16 protein-coding genes are annotated in these 16,697 nt (G+C 73.2%); 12 read left to right on the forward strand and 4 right to left on the reverse strand.

Annotated elements, in window-relative coordinates; genetic code table 11:
* Nucleotides 1–95 precede the first annotated feature (95 nt).
* Together greA and ACPYOM_RS14975 are read right to left on the reverse strand one after the other, a co-directional pair.
* Nucleotides 96–584, reverse strand: coding sequence for a transcription elongation factor GreA (gene greA / locus ACPYOM_RS14970; protein ID WP_481346571.1), 489 nt, complete (start codon nt 582–584; stop codon nt 96–98).
* 224 nt (nt 585–808) lie between these two features.
* On the reverse strand, nt 809–1,177 hold the full coding sequence (locus tag ACPYOM_RS14975; protein ID WP_481346572.1) for a DUF4307 domain-containing protein: 369 nt from the start codon (nt 1,175–1,177) through the stop codon (nt 809–811).
* 259 nt (nt 1,178–1,436) lie between these two features.
* Between ACPYOM_RS14975 and mca the strand changes: the two genes are divergently transcribed.
* Nucleotides 1,437–2,531, forward strand: coding sequence for a mycothiol conjugate amidase Mca (gene mca / locus ACPYOM_RS14980; protein ID WP_481346583.1), 1,095 nt, complete (start codon nt 1,437–1,439; stop codon nt 2,529–2,531).
* A gap of 131 nt (nt 2,532–2,662) precedes the next feature.
* Here mca and trhA read toward each other — a convergent pair whose 3' ends face one another.
* Nucleotides 2,663–3,367 (reverse strand): PAQR family membrane homeostasis protein TrhA, encoded by a 705-nt coding sequence (gene trhA / locus ACPYOM_RS14985; protein ID WP_481346573.1) that lies wholly within the window; start codon nt 3,365–3,367, stop codon nt 2,663–2,665.
* A 256-nt stretch (nt 3,368–3,623) separates the two neighbouring features.
* Between trhA and ACPYOM_RS14990 the strand changes: the two genes are divergently transcribed.
* The 6 genes from ACPYOM_RS14990 to ACPYOM_RS15015 all read left to right on the forward strand — a co-directional run bounded on the left by ACPYOM_RS14990 (nt 3,624) and on the right by ACPYOM_RS15015 (nt 9,452).
* Entirely contained in the window at nt 3,624–4,385 is a 762-nt protein-coding gene (locus ACPYOM_RS14990) for an isoprenyl transferase (protein ID WP_481343563.1), read from the forward strand.
* A gap of 98 nt (nt 4,386–4,483) precedes the next feature.
* Nucleotides 4,484–5,446 carry a WXG100 family type VII secretion target gene (locus ACPYOM_RS14995; RefSeq protein ID WP_481346574.1) on the forward strand — a complete coding sequence of 321 codons (963 nt, stop codon included), beginning with the start codon at nt 4,484–4,486 and terminating at the stop codon, nt 5,444–5,446.
* 148 nt (nt 5,447–5,594) lie between these two features.
* Nucleotides 5,595–6,266 (forward strand): hypothetical protein, encoded by a 672-nt coding sequence (locus ACPYOM_RS15000; protein WP_481346575.1) that lies wholly within the window; start codon nt 5,595–5,597, stop codon nt 6,264–6,266.
* Nucleotides 6,263–6,586, forward strand: a complete 324-nt coding sequence (locus ACPYOM_RS15005) for a hypothetical protein (RefSeq protein ID WP_481346576.1) — start codon at nt 6,263–6,265, stop codon at nt 6,584–6,586. The genes ACPYOM_RS15000 and ACPYOM_RS15005 overlap by 4 nt, the downstream gene beginning before the upstream one ends.
* Before the next feature lie 310 nt (nt 6,587–6,896).
* Nucleotides 6,897–8,285, forward strand: a complete 1,389-nt coding sequence (locus ACPYOM_RS15010) for a PhoH family protein (protein ID WP_481346577.1) — start codon at nt 6,897–6,899, stop codon at nt 8,283–8,285.
* A 315-nt stretch (nt 8,286–8,600) separates the two neighbouring features.
* Nucleotides 8,601–9,452, forward strand: coding sequence for an aggregation-promoting factor C-terminal-like domain-containing protein (locus ACPYOM_RS15015; RefSeq protein WP_481346578.1), 852 nt, complete (start codon nt 8,601–8,603; stop codon nt 9,450–9,452).
* Between the two features lie 71 nt (nt 9,453–9,523).
* Here ACPYOM_RS15015 and coaA read toward each other — a convergent pair whose 3' ends face one another.
* A complete protein-coding gene (coaA, locus tag ACPYOM_RS15020) occupies nt 9,524–10,522 on the reverse strand; it encodes a type I pantothenate kinase (RefSeq protein WP_481346579.1) in 999 nt (332 codons plus the stop codon).
* 82 nt (nt 10,523–10,604) lie between these two features.
* Between coaA and glmS the strand changes: the two genes are divergently transcribed.
* The 5 genes from glmS to ACPYOM_RS15045 form a co-directional block, all read left to right on the forward strand.
* On the forward strand, nt 10,605–12,464 hold the full coding sequence (gene glmS / locus ACPYOM_RS15025; RefSeq protein ID WP_481341770.1) for a glutamine--fructose-6-phosphate transaminase (isomerizing): 1,860 nt from the start codon (nt 10,605–10,607) through the stop codon (nt 12,462–12,464).
* 1 nt (nt 12,465) lies between these two features.
* Nucleotides 12,466–12,816, forward strand: a complete 351-nt coding sequence (locus tag ACPYOM_RS15030; RefSeq protein ID WP_481341771.1) for a holo-ACP synthase — start codon at nt 12,466–12,468, stop codon at nt 12,814–12,816.
* Between the two features lie 62 nt (nt 12,817–12,878).
* Nucleotides 12,879–14,588 (forward strand): NAD(P)H-hydrate dehydratase, encoded by a 1,710-nt coding sequence (locus ACPYOM_RS15035; protein ID WP_481346580.1) that lies wholly within the window; start codon nt 12,879–12,881, stop codon nt 14,586–14,588.
* A 73-nt stretch (nt 14,589–14,661) separates the two neighbouring features.
* Nucleotides 14,662–15,951: an alanine racemase gene (alr, locus tag ACPYOM_RS15040; protein WP_481346581.1), complete on the forward strand. Its 1,290-nt coding sequence runs from the start codon at nt 14,662–14,664 to the stop codon at nt 15,949–15,951.
* The coding region (locus tag ACPYOM_RS15045) for an alpha/beta hydrolase (RefSeq protein WP_481346582.1) at nt 15,948–16,697 on the forward strand (750 nt) is incomplete at its 3' end. The genes alr and ACPYOM_RS15045, both read left to right, overlap by 4 nt.

Here is a 16,697-nt window from a genome sequence, read left to right on the forward strand (position 1 = left end):
CGGGTCCACCGGCCTGCGCGGGCTGACGCAGTGCGGTCGGGCAGGCGAACGGGCCGGACCCCCGCGAGGGGGACCGGCCCGTCCGGGTCTGGGGGTCAGGCCGTGTAGGGCTTGGCCGCGAGGATCTTCACCTCGACGGTCTTGCCGTTCGGCGCCTCGTAGGACGTGCTGTCGCCGACGCTCTTGCCGTTGATCGCCGCGCCCATCGCGGACTTCTCGGAGAACACCTGCAGGTCCGAGCCGTCCGCGATCTCGCGGTTGCCGAGGAGGAACGTCTCCTCGTCACCGAAGATCTCCACGGTGACGACCATGCCGGGCTCGACGACGCCGTCGTCGGCCGGGGTCTCGCCGATCTTCGCGTTGTGCAGCAGCTCGGTGAGCTGGCGGATCCGGGCCTCCATCTTGCCCTGCTCCTCGCGCGCGGCGTGGTAGCCACCGTTCTCCTTGAGGTCGCCCTCCTCACGGGCCTCCTCGATCTTCTGCGCGATCTCGATGCGACCCTCGCCGGACAGGTGGTCCAGCTCCGCCTTGAGGCGGTCGTAGGCCTCCTGCGTCAGGAAACCACCAGCAGCAGTCTCGGTCACTTGTGTCACTCCTCGATGAACCGACGCCCACGCGGGTCCGCGTGGGCGTCTCACATGTACGAAGGGCCCGACCGTGGCTGTCGCCTGCTGGCACGTGCCTGCGTGGGTGACCGGTCCGGACCCTGGGTGAAAGACCAAGCGTAGCAAAGGGCTCGTCGCACACGCAGGTCATGGCGTGCAGCGGGCGTCCGTACCGCGGTGGTTCGTCCCGGTTCGACCGGCGTTCAGGAGCAGTCGCGCACCTGCCCGGTGACGGCCCGAGAGGTGGTGCGCAGGGTGGTCGTCGTCGTCACGGTGTCGGGCCCGGCGGGCACGTCGACGCGTGCGGTGCCGACGGGGGAGAAGTCCCGGGCCAGCGCCTCGACGGTGCACGTCATGGCCCGCCCCTCCGGACGCGTCAGGGTGAAGGTGACGCGGACGGTGCGGTCGTCGACGACCTTGTAGCCGAGGGTCTCGAACGCGGGACGCCCGAGCGTCGCGGCCAAGCCGAACCACACGGCGACGGCCGACATGGCGAGGACACCGAGGGTCCCGATGACCCACCACTTCGCCGTGCCGGGGGCGGGACGGGGGAGCGTCGGTCGCGACGGCATGCGAAGGGTCCTGACGGTCGAGGCCCGGGCGGAAGGTGCCGCGGGGAGTGAGAGGATGTCGGTCGGGTCCAGTGTCCCCCACGGGACGCCGGCGCCCGACGGCGGTCCGGCAGCAGTCCACGCGGTCCATGCGGTCCATGCGGTCCACGCGGTCCAGCAGCGGCCGGTCGCCCCGTGACGACGGCGCGCCCACCCGGCGGCCTCGCGCGAACCCAACCACCGATCAGGGACGACAGCAGGGAGCCACGTGGCCGAGGGCATGAGGTTGATGGCGGTGCACGCGCACCCCGACGACGAGTCGAGCAAGGGGGCCGCGACCACCGCGAAGTACGTCGCCGAGGGCGCGTCCGTCATGGTCGTCTCGTGCACCGGGGGCGAGCGCGGCGACATCCTCAACGAGAAGCTGAAGAACGACCCCCACATCCTGCGCGACATCGTCCAGGTGCGCCGCGACGAGATGAAGGCGGCCCAGGAGGTCCTCGGCTGCGAGCACACGTGGCTCGGCTTCGTCGACTCCGGCCTGCCCGAAGGGGACCCGCTCCCGCCGCTGCCCGACGGCTGCTTCGGCCTCGAGGACCTCGAGGTGACGACGGAGGCGCTCGTGCGCGTCATCCGGGCCTGGCGCCCGCACGTCATGACGACCTACGACGAGAAGGGCGGCTACCCGCACCCGGACCACATCATGTGTCACCGGGTCGCGATGGCCGCCTTCGAGGCGGCCGGTGACCCCGAGCGCTTCCCCCACGCCGGGGCACCGTGGCAGCCGCTCAAGATCTACTACAACGGCGGCTGGAGCAAGGAGCGGCTGACGCTCATCCACGAGGCGATGGTCGCCGAGGGACTCGAGAGCCCGTACGCCGAGTGGCTCGCCAACTGGAAGCCCCGCCGCGACGGTCGTCCGACGACGACCATCCGGTGCGGCGACTACTTCGACGTGCGTGACCGGGCGCTCCTGGCCCACGCGACGCAGGTCGACCCGGACGGGTTCTGGTTCCAGGTGCCGCTGTCGATCCAGCAGCGGGTGTGGCCCGTCGAGGAGTTCGAGGCCGCCCTGTCCTACGTGCCGGTCATCGAGGGCGAGGACGACCTCTTCGCCGGGCTCGGGACGCCGGAGGAGGCGGACGCGCTCGCGACCCGCCGCGACCTGAGCGTCGTCTACGACGGCCGCCAGCCCGAGGCGCCGGAGCCGCAGGAGGGTGCGCACGAGGCGACGTCGCCCGGCGGGGTCGTCCACGGGGACAGTGCGGAGACGCACACCGACGAGCACACCGACCAGCAGGCCGACGAGCACACCGACGAGCACACCGAGGAACGGGCCGGCGCGGACGCGTCCGGTGAGGAGGTGGACGACTGATGGCCGACGGCGGCAACCTGCCCATCGGGCCCGGGATCTGGGGCTTCATCGCCTTCTTCGTCCTGGCGGTGGCGCTGTGGTTCCTCGTGCGCAACATGAACTCGCGGCTGCGTCGTCCGAGAGGGGAAGCCTCAGCTCACGGCCTGGTAGCCGACGACCGCGAGGGCGACGGCGGCGAAGTGCGAGGCGAAGCCGCCGAGGGTGAAGGCGTGGAAGACCTCGTGGAAGCCGAACCAGCGCGGCGAGGGGTTGGGCCGCTTCGTGCCGTAGACCACCCCGCCGAGGGTGTAGAGGATGCCGCCGAGGCCGATGAGCGAGCCGATGAGCGGGCCGCCCGCCCTCCAGAACGGCACGACGTAGAAGACCGCGGTCCACCCGAGCGCGATGTAGAGGCCGGTGTAGAGCCATCGCGGCGCACTGACCCACACGACGCGGAAGGCGACGCCGGCGATGGCGGCGCCCCAGATGATCGACAGGAGGATCCGGGCCTGCGTGCCGGGCAGGAGCGTGACGGCGAACGGCGTGTACGTGCCGGCGATGATGAGGTAGATGTTGGAGTGGTCCAGCCGTTTGAGCAGCCCACTGGCCCGGGGGCCCCACGTGCCGCGGTGGTACACCGCCGACACCCCGAAGAGCAGCGCGGCGGTGACGGTGAAGACCAGGGAGGCCGTCCGCACGGCCCCGGGATCGGACAGGAGCACGAGGACGAGCCCGCCGACGACGGACACGGGGAACATGCCGAGATGCAGCCAGCCACGCAGACGCGGCTTGACGGCGGCGACGACCTCGGCGACGGGGCCAGCCTCCTCAGAGGCGTGGTGCTGCTCTCTGGTCATGGCGGGAGTCTAACCTACGCAACCGTAGGTTACGGACCAGTAGGTGCTCAGCAGCTCCTGTGAAGGTCGTGTGAAGGACGTGGGTCGAGCCGCCCTGCAGCGGCGGGACGCGACAGGGCGAGGGGTACGGTGGGAGCCGTGGCCCACCGGGGCTGCCCGAGCATCGACCGGCACGATCGACCGGGAGGTCCGACGCCGCCGCGTCCGACACCGGCACGTCCGACACCGGCACGTCCGACACCGACGAGGAGGCCCCGTGGGGTGGCGCGATGTGGTCTACGGCGCGTACGAGCGCCGGGTCCTCAAGGACCTGCCCCGCGAGTTGCTGCCACGCCACGTCGCCGTCATGCTCGACGGCAACCGCCGCTGGGCCAAGGCCCGCGGCGAGGGCACGGCCACCGGCCACCAGGCCGGCGCCGACAAGATCGAGGAGCTGCTCGAGTGGTGCCGCGAGGCCGGCGTCGAGTACGTGACCCTCTGGCTGCTGTCGACCGACAACCTGCGCCGCCCCCCGGAGGAGCTCGAGCCGCTCCTGCGCATCATCGAGACGGCCGTCTCCGACCTCGCCGACACCGGCAACTGGCACGTCCGCATCGTCGGCGCGCTCGACCTGCTGCCCGCCCCGACCGCTGAGAGCCTGCGCACCTCGGCCGAGCGCACCGCCGCCGTCACCGGCATGACCGTCAACGTCGCCGTCGGCTACGGCGGACGCCGCGAGATCGCCGACGCGGTCCGCGACCTCCTCCTCGAACGCGCGGCGCGCGGCGAGTCGATCGAGCAGATCGCGGCCGGCATCACCGTCGAGGACATCGCCGGGCACCTCTACACCAAGGGCCAGCCCGACCCGGACCTCGTCATCCGGACCTCGGGGGAGCAGCGCCTCGGCGGGTTCCTCCTCTGGCAGAGCGCGACGTCGGAGTTCTACTTCTGCGAGGCCTACTGGCCCGACTTCCGGCACGTCGACTTCCTCCGGGCCCTGCGCGCCTACGCCGGACGGCACCGGCGGTTCGGCGCGTGAGCACGGGCGGGCGGCGGCTGCGACGGGGACCGCTCCCCATTGCAGCCCGGCGAGCCGGTGCATAGGTTGCGGACGTCGTCCATCACAGGGGAGAGCCAATGGCCATCTACAAGAAGGGTGCCGACCCGGTCGCGCTACGTTCGGCGGCGGAGCGGATCACGGCGCACGCCCGCGAGTGCGAGACCGTCCGGGGCGAGGCCACCCGCGCGGTCAGCTCGATCAGGGGCAACTGGGGTGGTAGCGACCTCGAGCACCTGATGAGCCGCTGGCCCCCGCTCGACGCCCAGCTGACGCAGTTCGGCACCGACCTCGGCCGGCTCGCGGAGGCCCTGCGCCGCAACGCCGGCCAGCAGGACACGACGAGCGGCCCGGGCGCCGGCGGGGCGGGGCCCCTCGGCCCCGGCGGGCGCGACGGCAGCGACGACGGCGGCATCCCCGGCTACGACCTCCTCAAGGGCATCTGGACGCCCATCAAGGGCATCGGCACCGCGGTGGGCCTGCTCGGGACCGGCATGAAGATCCGCAACTTCCTGTCCAACCTCGGTAGCTGGGACCGCGACCTCGGCGTCTTCAAGAACCTGTCGCAGGCGTGGAAGACCGGCCGTCTCGCGGAGTTCGGCGATGCGCTCAACCCGAAGAACTGGAGCACCCTGTCCCGGTTCCTGCCCTCGCTCGCCGAGGGGGGTGCGCTCGCGCGCACGGTCGGCACGGTCGGCAAGGCGCTCGGCCCGGTGGGCGTCGCCTTCGGCGGCTTCACCGTCGCCAACGACATCGCCGACGGCAACTACGGCCGCGCCGGCTACGACTCGGTCATGACGGGCCTCGGCGCCGCCGCCCTCATGACGCCGCCGCCGGTCGACGTCGTCTGCGGCATCGCCGCGGGCGGCATGGCGGTGGGCCAGCTCGTCTACGACAACTGGGACACCATCTCCGACTTCACGTCCGAGGCCGTCGACGCCGTGGGCGACGTGGCCGGCGACGCCGTCGACGCGGTCGGTGACGTGGCCGGCGACGCCGTCGACGCGGTCGGCGACGTCGCCGAGAAGGTCTGGCCCTTCTGACGGGCGGTCCGCGCCGTCGCCACCCAGACTGGCACCATCACGACCGCCGACCGACCGACATCCGTGCCGCCGACCGGCATGACCCATCGCACGACCGCACGACTGGCACGACTGCACGACCCGACGCACGAGGACGACGAGGAGCACCATGTCCGACCCGATGAAGGGCACGCCGCTGGCGGCCTTCGACCTGCCCGACGAGGTCTTCGGCCTCGGCGCCGGCGAGCTGGCCTACCTGCTGTCCCGGCACGAGACCCCGGCCGGGGAACGCTCGCGCCACATCCTCATGCTCGACCCGCGCGTCGCGGACGAGGGCGCCCTCCTCGCCGGCGCGTCCGGCCTTGCCTCCCGCGGCTGGTTCCGGCTCGCGGACGACGGCACCGGCGAGACCCTCTCGAACGCGGCGCTCGTCGAGTACGTCACCGGCGCGGCGACGCGGTGGACCCGGATCGGCCTCGTCGGCGACGACGTCAGCCAGCTCGACGTCGCCGTCTTCCTCGAGTCCGACGCCGTGACGGCGCTCATGCAGCCCCGGCAGCTCGCGTCGTGGTTCGTCCGCCTCGGCGAGCCGGACGTCGACCGCGCAGCCCTCGTCACGTCGCTCGTCCGCGAGCGGTTCGCGGGCAACCCGGCCGTCGGCGTGTTCCTCGAGGTGCAGACCCTCGGGGGCGCGAGCAACCTCGCGATCCGCCGGTCCGGTTCCGGCTACGAGGCGCTGCGCGACGTCGCGGGACCCGGCACCGGCACCGGTGGCGTCGTCGACGAGGCCGGCCTGCTCGAGGCCGTCGGCGGCCTCTACACCGAAGGGGTTCCCGCGTGAGCACCCCGCACACCGGTGGCCCGACGCCGCCGAAGGAGCCCTTCTCCTACGTCAGCCAGGACCGCGGCCTGCTCACGCTCAAGATCCGCGAGCCGGTTCTCATGGCCCTTTTCTTCCTCGCCTTCATCGTCCTCGGCATCGTCTTCTTCCTCATGGTCAAGAAGGGCGCCGACCAGGGGGCCGAGGGTGCGATGGGCGTCGCCTACCTCATCCTCGCGATCTTCGGTGGCCTCGGGCTCGTCGGGCTCGGCATCGCCGTTCGGCGGTGGGCGTGGAAGCGGGAGTACGTGCGGGTCATGGGCCGCTCGCCCTGGTCCTGACGGCGACTGCCGCGGCGCGCCACCGCCGCCGCGACGCATCACCGACGCCGCGGTGCCGGGGCCGGGGCGGTGACCGCAGGGTGAACACTCGGGCGACACGACGACTCCCGGCCGCTCAATGCGCCCCGCCGTCGGTCCCGGGTCGTACCGTCGTGCCAACGGCCGACACCCGTCGGACGTTGCCAGGAGGCCCACCCATGGAGCGATCGCTCAGGACGGAGGGCCGGGCCCAGCGCCACCCTCTGGTGGTCACCGCCCGGCATCTCGGGAGCGAGTAGGCGCGCGACGCGCGCCGCGTAGGGAGTGGGACATGGCACGCACGACACGTCCGGTCACGACGGACTACGCCAGCACGACCACCAAGCCGGCCGCGGCCTCCACACGCGCCACCACCAGCAAGCGACGTCCTCCGCACAAGACGTACGTCCTCGACACGTCGGTGCTCCTGTCCGACCCCCGGGCAATGCTCCGGTTCGCTGAGCACGAGGTGGTCCTGCCCGTCGTCGTCGTCACCGAGCTCGAGGGCAAGCGACACCATCCCGAGCTCGGCTACTTCGCCCGCCAGGCCCTGCGTCTCCTCGACGACCTGCGCATCAGCGCCGGGCGCCTCGACGAGCCGGTCCGCGTCGGCGACGCCGGCGGGACCCTTCGCGTCGAGCTCAACCACACCGACCCCATGTCGCTGCCGGCCGGGTTCCGCCTCGGCGACAACGACACCCGCATCCTGTCGGTGGCCAAGAACCTGTCGAACGAGGGCTCCGACGTCACGATCGTCAGCAAGGACCTCCCGATGCGGGTCAAGGCCTCGGCGTGCGGTCTCGAGGCGGAGGAGTACCGCCACGAGCAGGGCGTCGACTCCGGCTGGACCGGCCTCATGGAGCTCGAGGTCACGACCGACGAGCTCGACCAGCTGTACGACCGGGGCCGCATCGAGCACGCCGGTGCGGCCGAGCTGCCCTGCCACACCGGTCTCGTCCTGCTCTCGCCGCGGGGAAGCGGTCTGGGGCGGGTCGGGGCCGACAAGCAGATCCGGCTCGTGCGAGGCGACCGTGACGCGTTCGGCCTGCACGGCCGCAGCGCCGAGCAGCGCATCGCCCTCGACCTGCTGCTCGACCCCGACATCGGCATCGTCAGCCTCGGCGGCCGTGCCGGCACGGGCAAGTCGGCGCTCGCCCTCTGCGCCGGCCTCGAGTCGGTCATGGAGCGGCGGGCGCAGCGCAAGGTCATCGTCTTCCGCCCGCTGTTCGCGGTCGGCGGCCAGGAGCTCGGGTACCTGCCCGGCACCGAGCAGGAGAAGATGAACCCGTGGGGGCAGGCGGTCTTCGACACCCTCGGGGCGCTCGTGTCGACCGAGGTCGTCGAGGAGGTCATGGACCGCGGGCTGCTCGAGGTGCTGCCGCTGACGCACATCCGCGGTCGCTCCCTGCACGACGCGTTCGTCGTCGTCGACGAGGCCCAGTCGCTCGAGCGCAACGTCCTGCTGACGGTCCTGTCCCGCATCGGGCAGAACAGCAAGGTCGTGCTGACCCACGACGTCGCCCAGCGCGACAACCTCAGGGTCGGCCGGCACGACGGCGTCGCGGCGGTCATCGAGAAGCTCAAGGGCCACCCGCTCTTCGCCCACGTGACGCTGACCCGCAGCGAGCGCAGCCCCATCGCCGCCCTGGTCACCGACCTGCTCGAGGGCATCGAGATGTGACCCTGGTCATACGCAGGACAGGGTCCCCGAGCGCGTCGCTCGGGGACCCTTCCCGTGCGGCCACCCGGGTGCACCGTAGCGCTGCTGTGGACGCCGACTTGCCTCGAGGTGGGGTCGGCTGGCACGGTGGGGCCCTGAAGATCTCGGAACGGTAACGGCCTGGCTGCGGGGAGCGGGCCGTCACCCGCCCGAGAGCACCGCCCCTCCACCCCGTCGACCACCGCCGCCAGGTGCGCTGCCCTGCGCCCTGCGCGGGCCCCGACCCGCGCAGACGGTCGACGTGTCCCACACCGCAGGAAGGCTGACCCCACCTCCATGGCACGGTACGAAGGCCGCCACCGCAACGCGTCGACCCCCGCACCCCGCCCCGGCGTCCCCGCGCGTCCCGAGCCGGACCGGCACCACGCCGACCGCCTCGCCCCGGACGCCGCCGTGTCCGAGGACACCCAGGTCCTCTCCCGCCGCCGGGACCGCCGGGCCCCGAAGCGCAAGCGCCGCGCCGCCCGGCCCGTCCTCGCAGGCGCCCTCGCCCTTGGCCTCGGCGCCTCCGGCTTCGCCTACGCCCGGTCCGCCAACCTCATCGGCGCCGACCCGGCCGCGTTCGTCGTCGGCTCGGGCGTCGTCGCCCAGACCGACGAGCTGGCGCGCGCGTCGACCGTCGACACGACCTACCGCGCTGCCGCGTCGGTGTCTCGCAACGAGCGCCGCACCGCCATCGCCGCCACCGGCCTGCGTGACGCCGCCGCCCTCGAGGCGCGCAAGAAGAAGGAGGCGGCCCGCGCGGCCGCCGAGGCCAAGGCGGCTGCCGAGCGCGCCCAGGCCGAGCGCGAGCGGCAGCAGGCCATCGCCCACGCCAAGGACGACCCGAAGGGCGCGGCTCGCGTCCTCATGGCCGACTACGGGTGGACGAGCGACGCCCAGTACAACTGCCTCGTCAACCTGTGGACCGGCGAGAGCGACTGGCGCTGGTTCGCCGAGAACCCGTCCTCGGGGGCCTACGGCATCCCGCAGTCGCTGCCGGGCCGCAAGATGGCCCAGTTCGGGGGCGACTGGCGCACCAACCCGCTGACCCAGATCAAGTGGGGGCTCTGGTACATCGACATGTCCTACGGCAACCCCTGCAACGCGTGGTCGACCTGGCAGGCCCGCTCCCCGCACTGGTACTGAGCCATTCGTACCGAGCCAGACTGGCCGGACTCCACCGGCCGCGACGAGCGGCCCGCCCACCGGTGGACGCGTCAGATCTTGCGCAGCCGGACGCGGCGGACGCCGTGGTCGGCCCCCTTGGTCAGCACGAGCGTCGCCCGCGAGCGCGTCGGCTGGATGTTCTCGACGAGGTTGGGGCCGTTGATCTCGCGCCAGATCCTGTTGGCCGTCGCGACGGCTTCGGCGTCGGACAGCACGGCGTAGCGGTGGAAGTAGGAGTGCGGGTCCGAGAACGCGGTCTCGCGCAGCCGAAGGAACCGCTCGACGTACCAGTTGCGGATGTCGTCGACCCAGGCGTCGACGTAGACCGAGAAGTCGAAGAAGTCGCTGACGGCCAGGCCCGTGCCCCTCACCGGGTGCACCTCGGGCGCCTGGAGCACGTTGAGGCCCTCGATGATGAGCACGTCCGGCTGGCGCACGACGATCCGCTCGCCGGGCACGATGTCGTAGGTCAGGTGGCTGTACACGGGGGCCGACACCTCCGCGCGGCCCGACTTGATGTCGGCGACGAACCGGAGCAGGGCGCGCCGGTCGTAGGACTCGGGGAAGCCCTTGCGTCCGAGCAGCCCCCGCTCCTCGAGGGTCGCGTTCGGGAAGAGGAACCCGTCGGTCGTCACGAGCGCGACCTCCGGGGTGTCGGGCCAGCGCGCGAGCATCTCGCGAAGGACGCGGGCCGTCGTCGACTTGCCGACCGCCACCGAGCCGGCGACGCCGATGACGAAGGGTGTCCTGGCCGGCCGTTCGCCGAGGAACTCGCTCGTGACCTGGTGCAGGTGGCGGGTCGCCCCGACGTAGAAGTTGAGCAGGCGCGACAGGGGGAGGTACACCTCCTCGACCTCGTTGAGGTCGACGCGGTCACCGAGGCCCTGCAGCCGCGCGAGGTCGGTGTCGTCGAGGTTGAGCGGGTGGTTCTCGCGCAGCCGCGACCACGCGGCGCGGTCGAGCTCGACGTACGGTGAGGGGACCGGAGAGCTCGGGCCCCCGGCGCCCGGGCCGGGCACGAGCGACGGCCGGCTGGTTGGCTGCGACACGCCGCCATTGTGTCGGACGTGCCCGGGTGCCGCCGCGCGGGCGAGGCAGTGGCGTGCCGACCCGTCCCCTAGGCTGGTCCCCATGTGCGGAATCGTGGGGTACGTCGGACGCGCGAACGACGGGACGGCGCTCGACGTCGTCATGGAGGGACTCGCCCGGCTCGAGTACCGCGGCTACGACTCCGCCGGCGTCGCACTCATCGACGGCGACCACGTCGAGACCCGCAAGAAGTCGGGCAAGCTGGCCAGCCTCGCCGCCGAGATCGGGGAGCACCCGCTGCCCACGTCGACGACCGGCATCGGGCACACCCGCTGGGCCACGCACGGCGGCCCGACCGACGAGAACGCGCACCCGCACCGCGGCGGGCGCGACGGCAAGCTGGCCCTCATCCACAACGGCATCATCGAGAACTTCCACGCGCTGAAGAAGGGGCTGCTCGACGACGGGGTCACCTTCGCCAGCGAGACCGACACCGAGGTCGTCGCCCACCTCGTCGCCCGCGCCTACGACGCCGAGGGTGACCTCACGGCGGCGATGCGCACGGTGGTCGCCGACCTCGAGGGGGCGTTCACGCTCCTGGCCATCCACGCCGACCAGCCGGACGTCGTCGTCGGCGCACGCCGCAACAGCCCGCTCGTCGTGGGGCTGGGAGAGGACGCCAACTACCTCGGCTCCGACGTCGCGGCCTTCATCGGCCACACCCGCCATGCCCTCGAGCTGGCCCAGGACCAGATCGTCACGATCACCCCAGAGGGCGCGACCGTCGTCAACTTCGACGGGACCCCCGCCGAGGGCAAGGCCTACGAGGTCACGTGGGACGCCGCCGCCGCCGAGAAGGGCGGCTACGCGACCTTCATGGAGAAGGAGATCAACGACCAGCCCCATGCCGTGCGCGACACGCTCCTCGGGCGCACCGACCCCGAGGGCCGGCTCATCCTCGATGAGCTGCGGATCTCCGAGGAGCAGCTCAAGCGCGTCGACCGGATCACGATCGTCGCCTGCGGCACCGCGGCCTACGCCGGCATGACGGCGAAGTACGCCATCGAGCACTGGACGCGCATCCCGGTCGAGGTCGCCCTCGCCCACGAGTTCCGCTACTGCGACCCGATCGTCAACGAGCGCACGCTCGTCGTCTCGATCAGCCAGTCCGGCGAGACGATGGACACCCTCATGGCCGTCAAGCACGCCCGGGACCTCGGTGCCCTGACCATCTCGATCTGCAACACCCACGGGTCGACGATCCCGCGCGAGTCCGACGCCGTGCTCTACACGCACGCCGGGCCCGAGATCGCCGTGGCCTCGACCAAGGCCTTCCTCGCCCAGATCACGGCGAGCTACGTGCTCGGGCTCTACCTCGCGCAGCTGCGTGGCGGCTCGTTCGCCGACGACGCGGCCGCGGTCATGAAGGAGCTGGCCGAGGTCCCGCCCAAGATCGAGGCGCTGCTCGCGCAGATGGGCCGGGTCAAGGAGATCGCCGGCTTCATGGCCGACACTCGCTCGGTGCTCTTCCTGGGGCGCCACGTCGGCTATCCCGTCGCCATGGAGGGGGCGCTCAAGCTCAAGGAGCTCGCGTACATCCACGCCGAGGGCTTCGCGGCGGGCGAGCTCAAGCACGGCCCGATCGCGCTCATCGAGCCGGGGCAACCGGTCTTCGTCGTCGTGCCCTCGCCGACGAGCGAGCACGGCCTGCACGGCAAGGTCGTCAGCAACATCCAGGAGATCCGCGCCCGCGGCGCCCGCACCCTCGTCATCGCCGAGGAGGGCGACGACGCCGTCGAGCCCTTCGCCGACGAGGTCATCCGCGTGCCGGCGACGTCGCCGCTGCTCGCCCCGCTGCTCACCGTCGTGCCGCTGCAGGTCTTCGCGCTGTGGCTGTCCACCGCCAAGGGCCTCGACGTCGACCAGCCACGCAACCTCGCCAAGTCCGTCACGGTCGAGTGACGTGATCGTCGGGGTCGGCATCGACGTCGTCGACATCGCGCGCTTCGAGCAGACGCTCGAACGCACCCCGGCGCTGCGCGAGCGGCTCTTCACGCCGGAGGAGCGTGGGCTCGGCATCGCCTCGCTCGCCGCGCGGTTCGCGGCCAAGGAGGCCCTGGCCAAGGCGCTCGGTGCGCCCGTCGGATTGCACTGGACCGACGCGCGCATCGTGACGAACGACGACGGCAGGCCCTCGCTCGAGATCGGCGGCACCGTGCAGGCCCGCGCGAGCGACCTCGGCGTCGACAGCTTCCACGTGTCCCTGTCCCACGACGCCGGCGTCGCGTCCGCGGTCGTCGTTGCCGAGGGCTGACCGCCCGACCGAGTCGCACAGCCGGCGGCGGCGCGCCGACCGACCTGCACCGAGGAGAGCCGATGATCCGTGCCTACGACGTGAATTCCATCCGCGCCGCCGAGCGGGCAGCCATGGCCGAGCTGCCCGAGGGCGAGCTGATGCAGCGTGCGGCGCGGGGGCTGGCCGAGGTCGCGGCCGCTCGGCTCGCCGACCACGACGGCGCCACCGTCGTCGGCCTCGTCGGCGCCGGCGCGAACGGCGGCGACACCCTCTTCGCCGTGGCCCACCTGGCCGAGGCCGGCTATCCCGCGGCCGTCGTGCTGCTGCCGTCCGGCGGCCGCGACGGCGTCCACGCCGCCGGACTGGCGGCCGCCGAGGACGCCGGCACCGTGGTCCACGTCGTGGCGCAGGACCCGGCGGGCTCCGAGCGGGCCGTGGCCGAGGCGGACGTCGTGCTCGACGGCATCGTGGGCATCGGTGGCCGGCCGGGTCTGCGTCCCGACGCCGCACGGCTCGTCGACGCCGTGGACGACGACGCCTGGGTGCTGGCCGTCGACGTCGCGAGCGGTCTCGACCCCGACGGAGGGTGGGCCGAGCCGTCGGCCACCGCCGACGTCGGCGCTGTCGATGCCGCCGACGCCGCCGACACGGGCGCTGCCTCCGACGATGCCGTTGACACCGACGACACCGACGACGCCGACGACGCCGTGTGGGCCGACGAGACGGTGACGTTCGGCGCGCCCAAGCCGGTGCACCTGCTCCCGCCCGGCGAGGCCGCGTCGGGCCGGCTCACCGTCGTCGACATCGGCCTGGACCTCGACGGCATCGACCCGGCCGTCGAGCGGCTGACCCACGCCGACGTCGCTCGGCTGTGGCCGGTCCCGCGACAGTCCGACGACAAGTACTCGCGCGGCGTCCTCGGCGTCGTCGCGGGCGGCGAGTCCTACACCGGTGCGGCGGTGCTGTGCACGACGGCGGCCGCCGAAGCGGGCGTCGGAATGATCCGGTACGTCGGCACCCCGACCCCGACCGCCCTCGTGCGCCAGGCCGTGCCCGAGGCGGTCACCGGCGACGGGCGCGTCCAGGCGTGGGTCCTCGGACCCGGGCTCGACGCGTCGAGCGTCGACGGCGACACGGACGGCGCTGCGGACGCCGCGGCCCAGCTCGCCGTGGCCCGTGCGGCTCTCGCGAGCGACCTGCCCGTCCTCGTCGACGCCGGTGGCCTCGACCTCGTCACCGGCCGGCGGGAGGCCCCCACGGTGCTGACGCCGCACGCGGGCGAGCTCGCCCGGCTGCTCACCCGCCTCGAGCGTCGCTCCGCCGGGACCGATGACGGAGGTTCGGACGTCGCGGCGCAACCGCCGAGCGTGGACGGTGGCGGAAGGTCCGTCACCGGCCCCGCGTCGGACGCGCCCGACGTGACGCCCGACGCGGTCCGTGCCCAGCCACTGCACCACGCACGCCGCCTCGCCGCCCTGACCGGCGCCACCGTCCTGCTCAAGGGCGCGACGACGCTCGTCGTGACGCCGGGCCGGCCGGTGCGCTCGCAGGCCGACGCCCCGCCGTGGCTCGCGACCGCCGGCGCGGGGGACGTGCTCTCCGGGATCATCGGCACGCTCCTCGCCTCCGGCCTGCGACCGCATGACGCCGCCGCGCTCGGGGCGCTCGTGCACGGCGTCACGGCCGACCGGGTGGCCCGGGGCGGCCCCCTGCGGGCGCTGGCCGTCGCCCACGGCATCCGGCCCACGGTGCGCGACCTGCTCCACCGGGGCCGCTCCGCCCCGGAGTGACGCCGGGCGTCCGGCGCGACGCCCGGTGACCCGCCGACCCGAACCGGGTGCCGAACCTGCGAGACTGCACCCGATGAGCACGACCGACACCACCGGACCCGGCGCGCCCACCGCGCCCGCCGCGCCCGCAGCGCCCACCGCGACGCCGACGACCGCCGACCCCCTCGCATCGACCCACGGCACCACCGTGTGGGCCGAGGTCGACCTCGACGCGCTCGCCGCCAACGTCGCCACCCTGCGCGCGCTCGCGCCCTCCTCGGAGTTCATGGCCGTCGTCAAGGCCGACGCCTACGGTCACGGCCTGCTGCCCGTGGCCCGGACCGCGGTCGCCGCCGGTGCGACCTGGCTCGGGGCCGCCCAGTTCGCCGAGGCCTTCGCCCTGCGCGACGCCGGCCTCACGGCTCGGATGCTGACCTGGCTCAGCGTGCCGGGCAGCGACTTCGCCGGGGCCATCGCCCGCGACATCGACCTGTCCGCGTCCGCCCCGTGGGTGCTCGACGAGGTCGCGGCGGCGGCGCGGTCCCTGGGACGCGCGGCGCGGGTGCACCTCAAGGTCGACAGCGGCCTGGGCCGCGGCGGTGCGTACGGCGCCGACTGGACCACGCTCGTCGACCACGCCCGACGCCTCGAGGCCGAGGGCGCCGTCAGCGTCGTCGGCATCTGGACCCACTTCGCGCATGCGGACGCCCCCGAGCACCCGACCGTCCTCGCCCAGCAGGAGCGCTTCTTCGAGGCCGTGGCCGAGGGGGAGCGCGCAGGTCTGCGCCCCGAGGTGCGACACCTGGCCAACTCGGCCGCCACGCTCGTGCACCCCTCCGCCCACGCCGACCTAGTGCGTCCCGGGATCGCCATGTACGGCCTGACGCCGGTGCCGCAGGTCGACGACGACTTCGGCCTGCGCCCGGTCATGACGGTCCGGGCCCGGCTCGCCCTGGTCAAGCGGTTGCCCGCGGGCCAGGGCATCAGCTACGGGCACGCGTACACCCCCACGGTCGACACCGTCGTCGGCCTGGTGCCCGCCGGGTACGCCGACGGCATCCCGCGCAACGCGACGAACGTCGGTCCGGTGCAGGCCGGTGACCTGCGCACGACGATCGCCGGACGCGTCTGCATGGACCAGTTCGTCCTCGACCTCGGTCCCGACGCCCGGGCGCAGGCCGGTGACGTCGTGACGCTGTTCGGCGGCGGGCCGGACGAGCCGACCGCCCAGGACTGGGCCGACGCGACGGACACCATCAGCTACGAGATCGTCACCCGGCTCGGTCCACGTGTGCCCCGGATCCATGTGGGCGGACGCCATGACGCGGGTACGTCCCCCGCCGACGGCGCGCCCGGCGCCGCAGCGACGAAGGGCGACGCATGACCGAAGGTCAGAGGCGAAACCCGGTGCTCGGGATCGCCGCCGCCGGCCTCGGCGTGGCCGCGGGCGTCGCGGCCGGCGTCGCCGCGGGGATCGCCGCCGACCGGGCGGGCAAGCACCGTGCCGCGATGGCCGCCCTCGAGACGCCCGAGCTGCTCGACATCACCCCCGACGAGGAGCACATCGTCCTGACGAGCGACGGTGTCGCGCTGCACGTCGAGGTCGACGTGCCGGACCCGGAGGTCGCCGCCGCGGCCGCTCGCGGCACGACGCGCCACGGACGCGCCGACGAGCTGCCGACCGTCGTGCTGACGCACGGCTACTGCCTCAGCCTGCGCTGCTGGGTCTACCAGCGGCGCGCCCTCCGGGCGGCCGGCTTCCGGGTCGTCAGCTGGGACCAGCGCGGCCACGGGCGCTCGGCCGGCGGCGAGAAGGACAGCTACACCATCGACCGCATCGGGGCCGACCTGCACCAGGTCATCGCCGAGCAGGCCCCGACCGGTGACCTCGTCCTCGTCGGCCACTCGATGGGCGGCATGACGATGATGGCCCTCGCCGAGCAGGACCCGGCGCTCGTCAGCGAACGCGTCGTCGGGGCGGCCTTCGTGGCCACGAGCGCCGGCGGCCTGACGCTGGCCGCGGGCGGCCGGATGGCGACCTTCGGCCGCCTCATGCTCGAGCGGCTCGGCCCGAGCGTCCTGACGCCGCTCAGCACCCGGCCCGAGCTGTTCTCACGGATCCGGCGGGTC

The organism is Monashia sp. HAY1-2A, assembly GCF_056755315.1.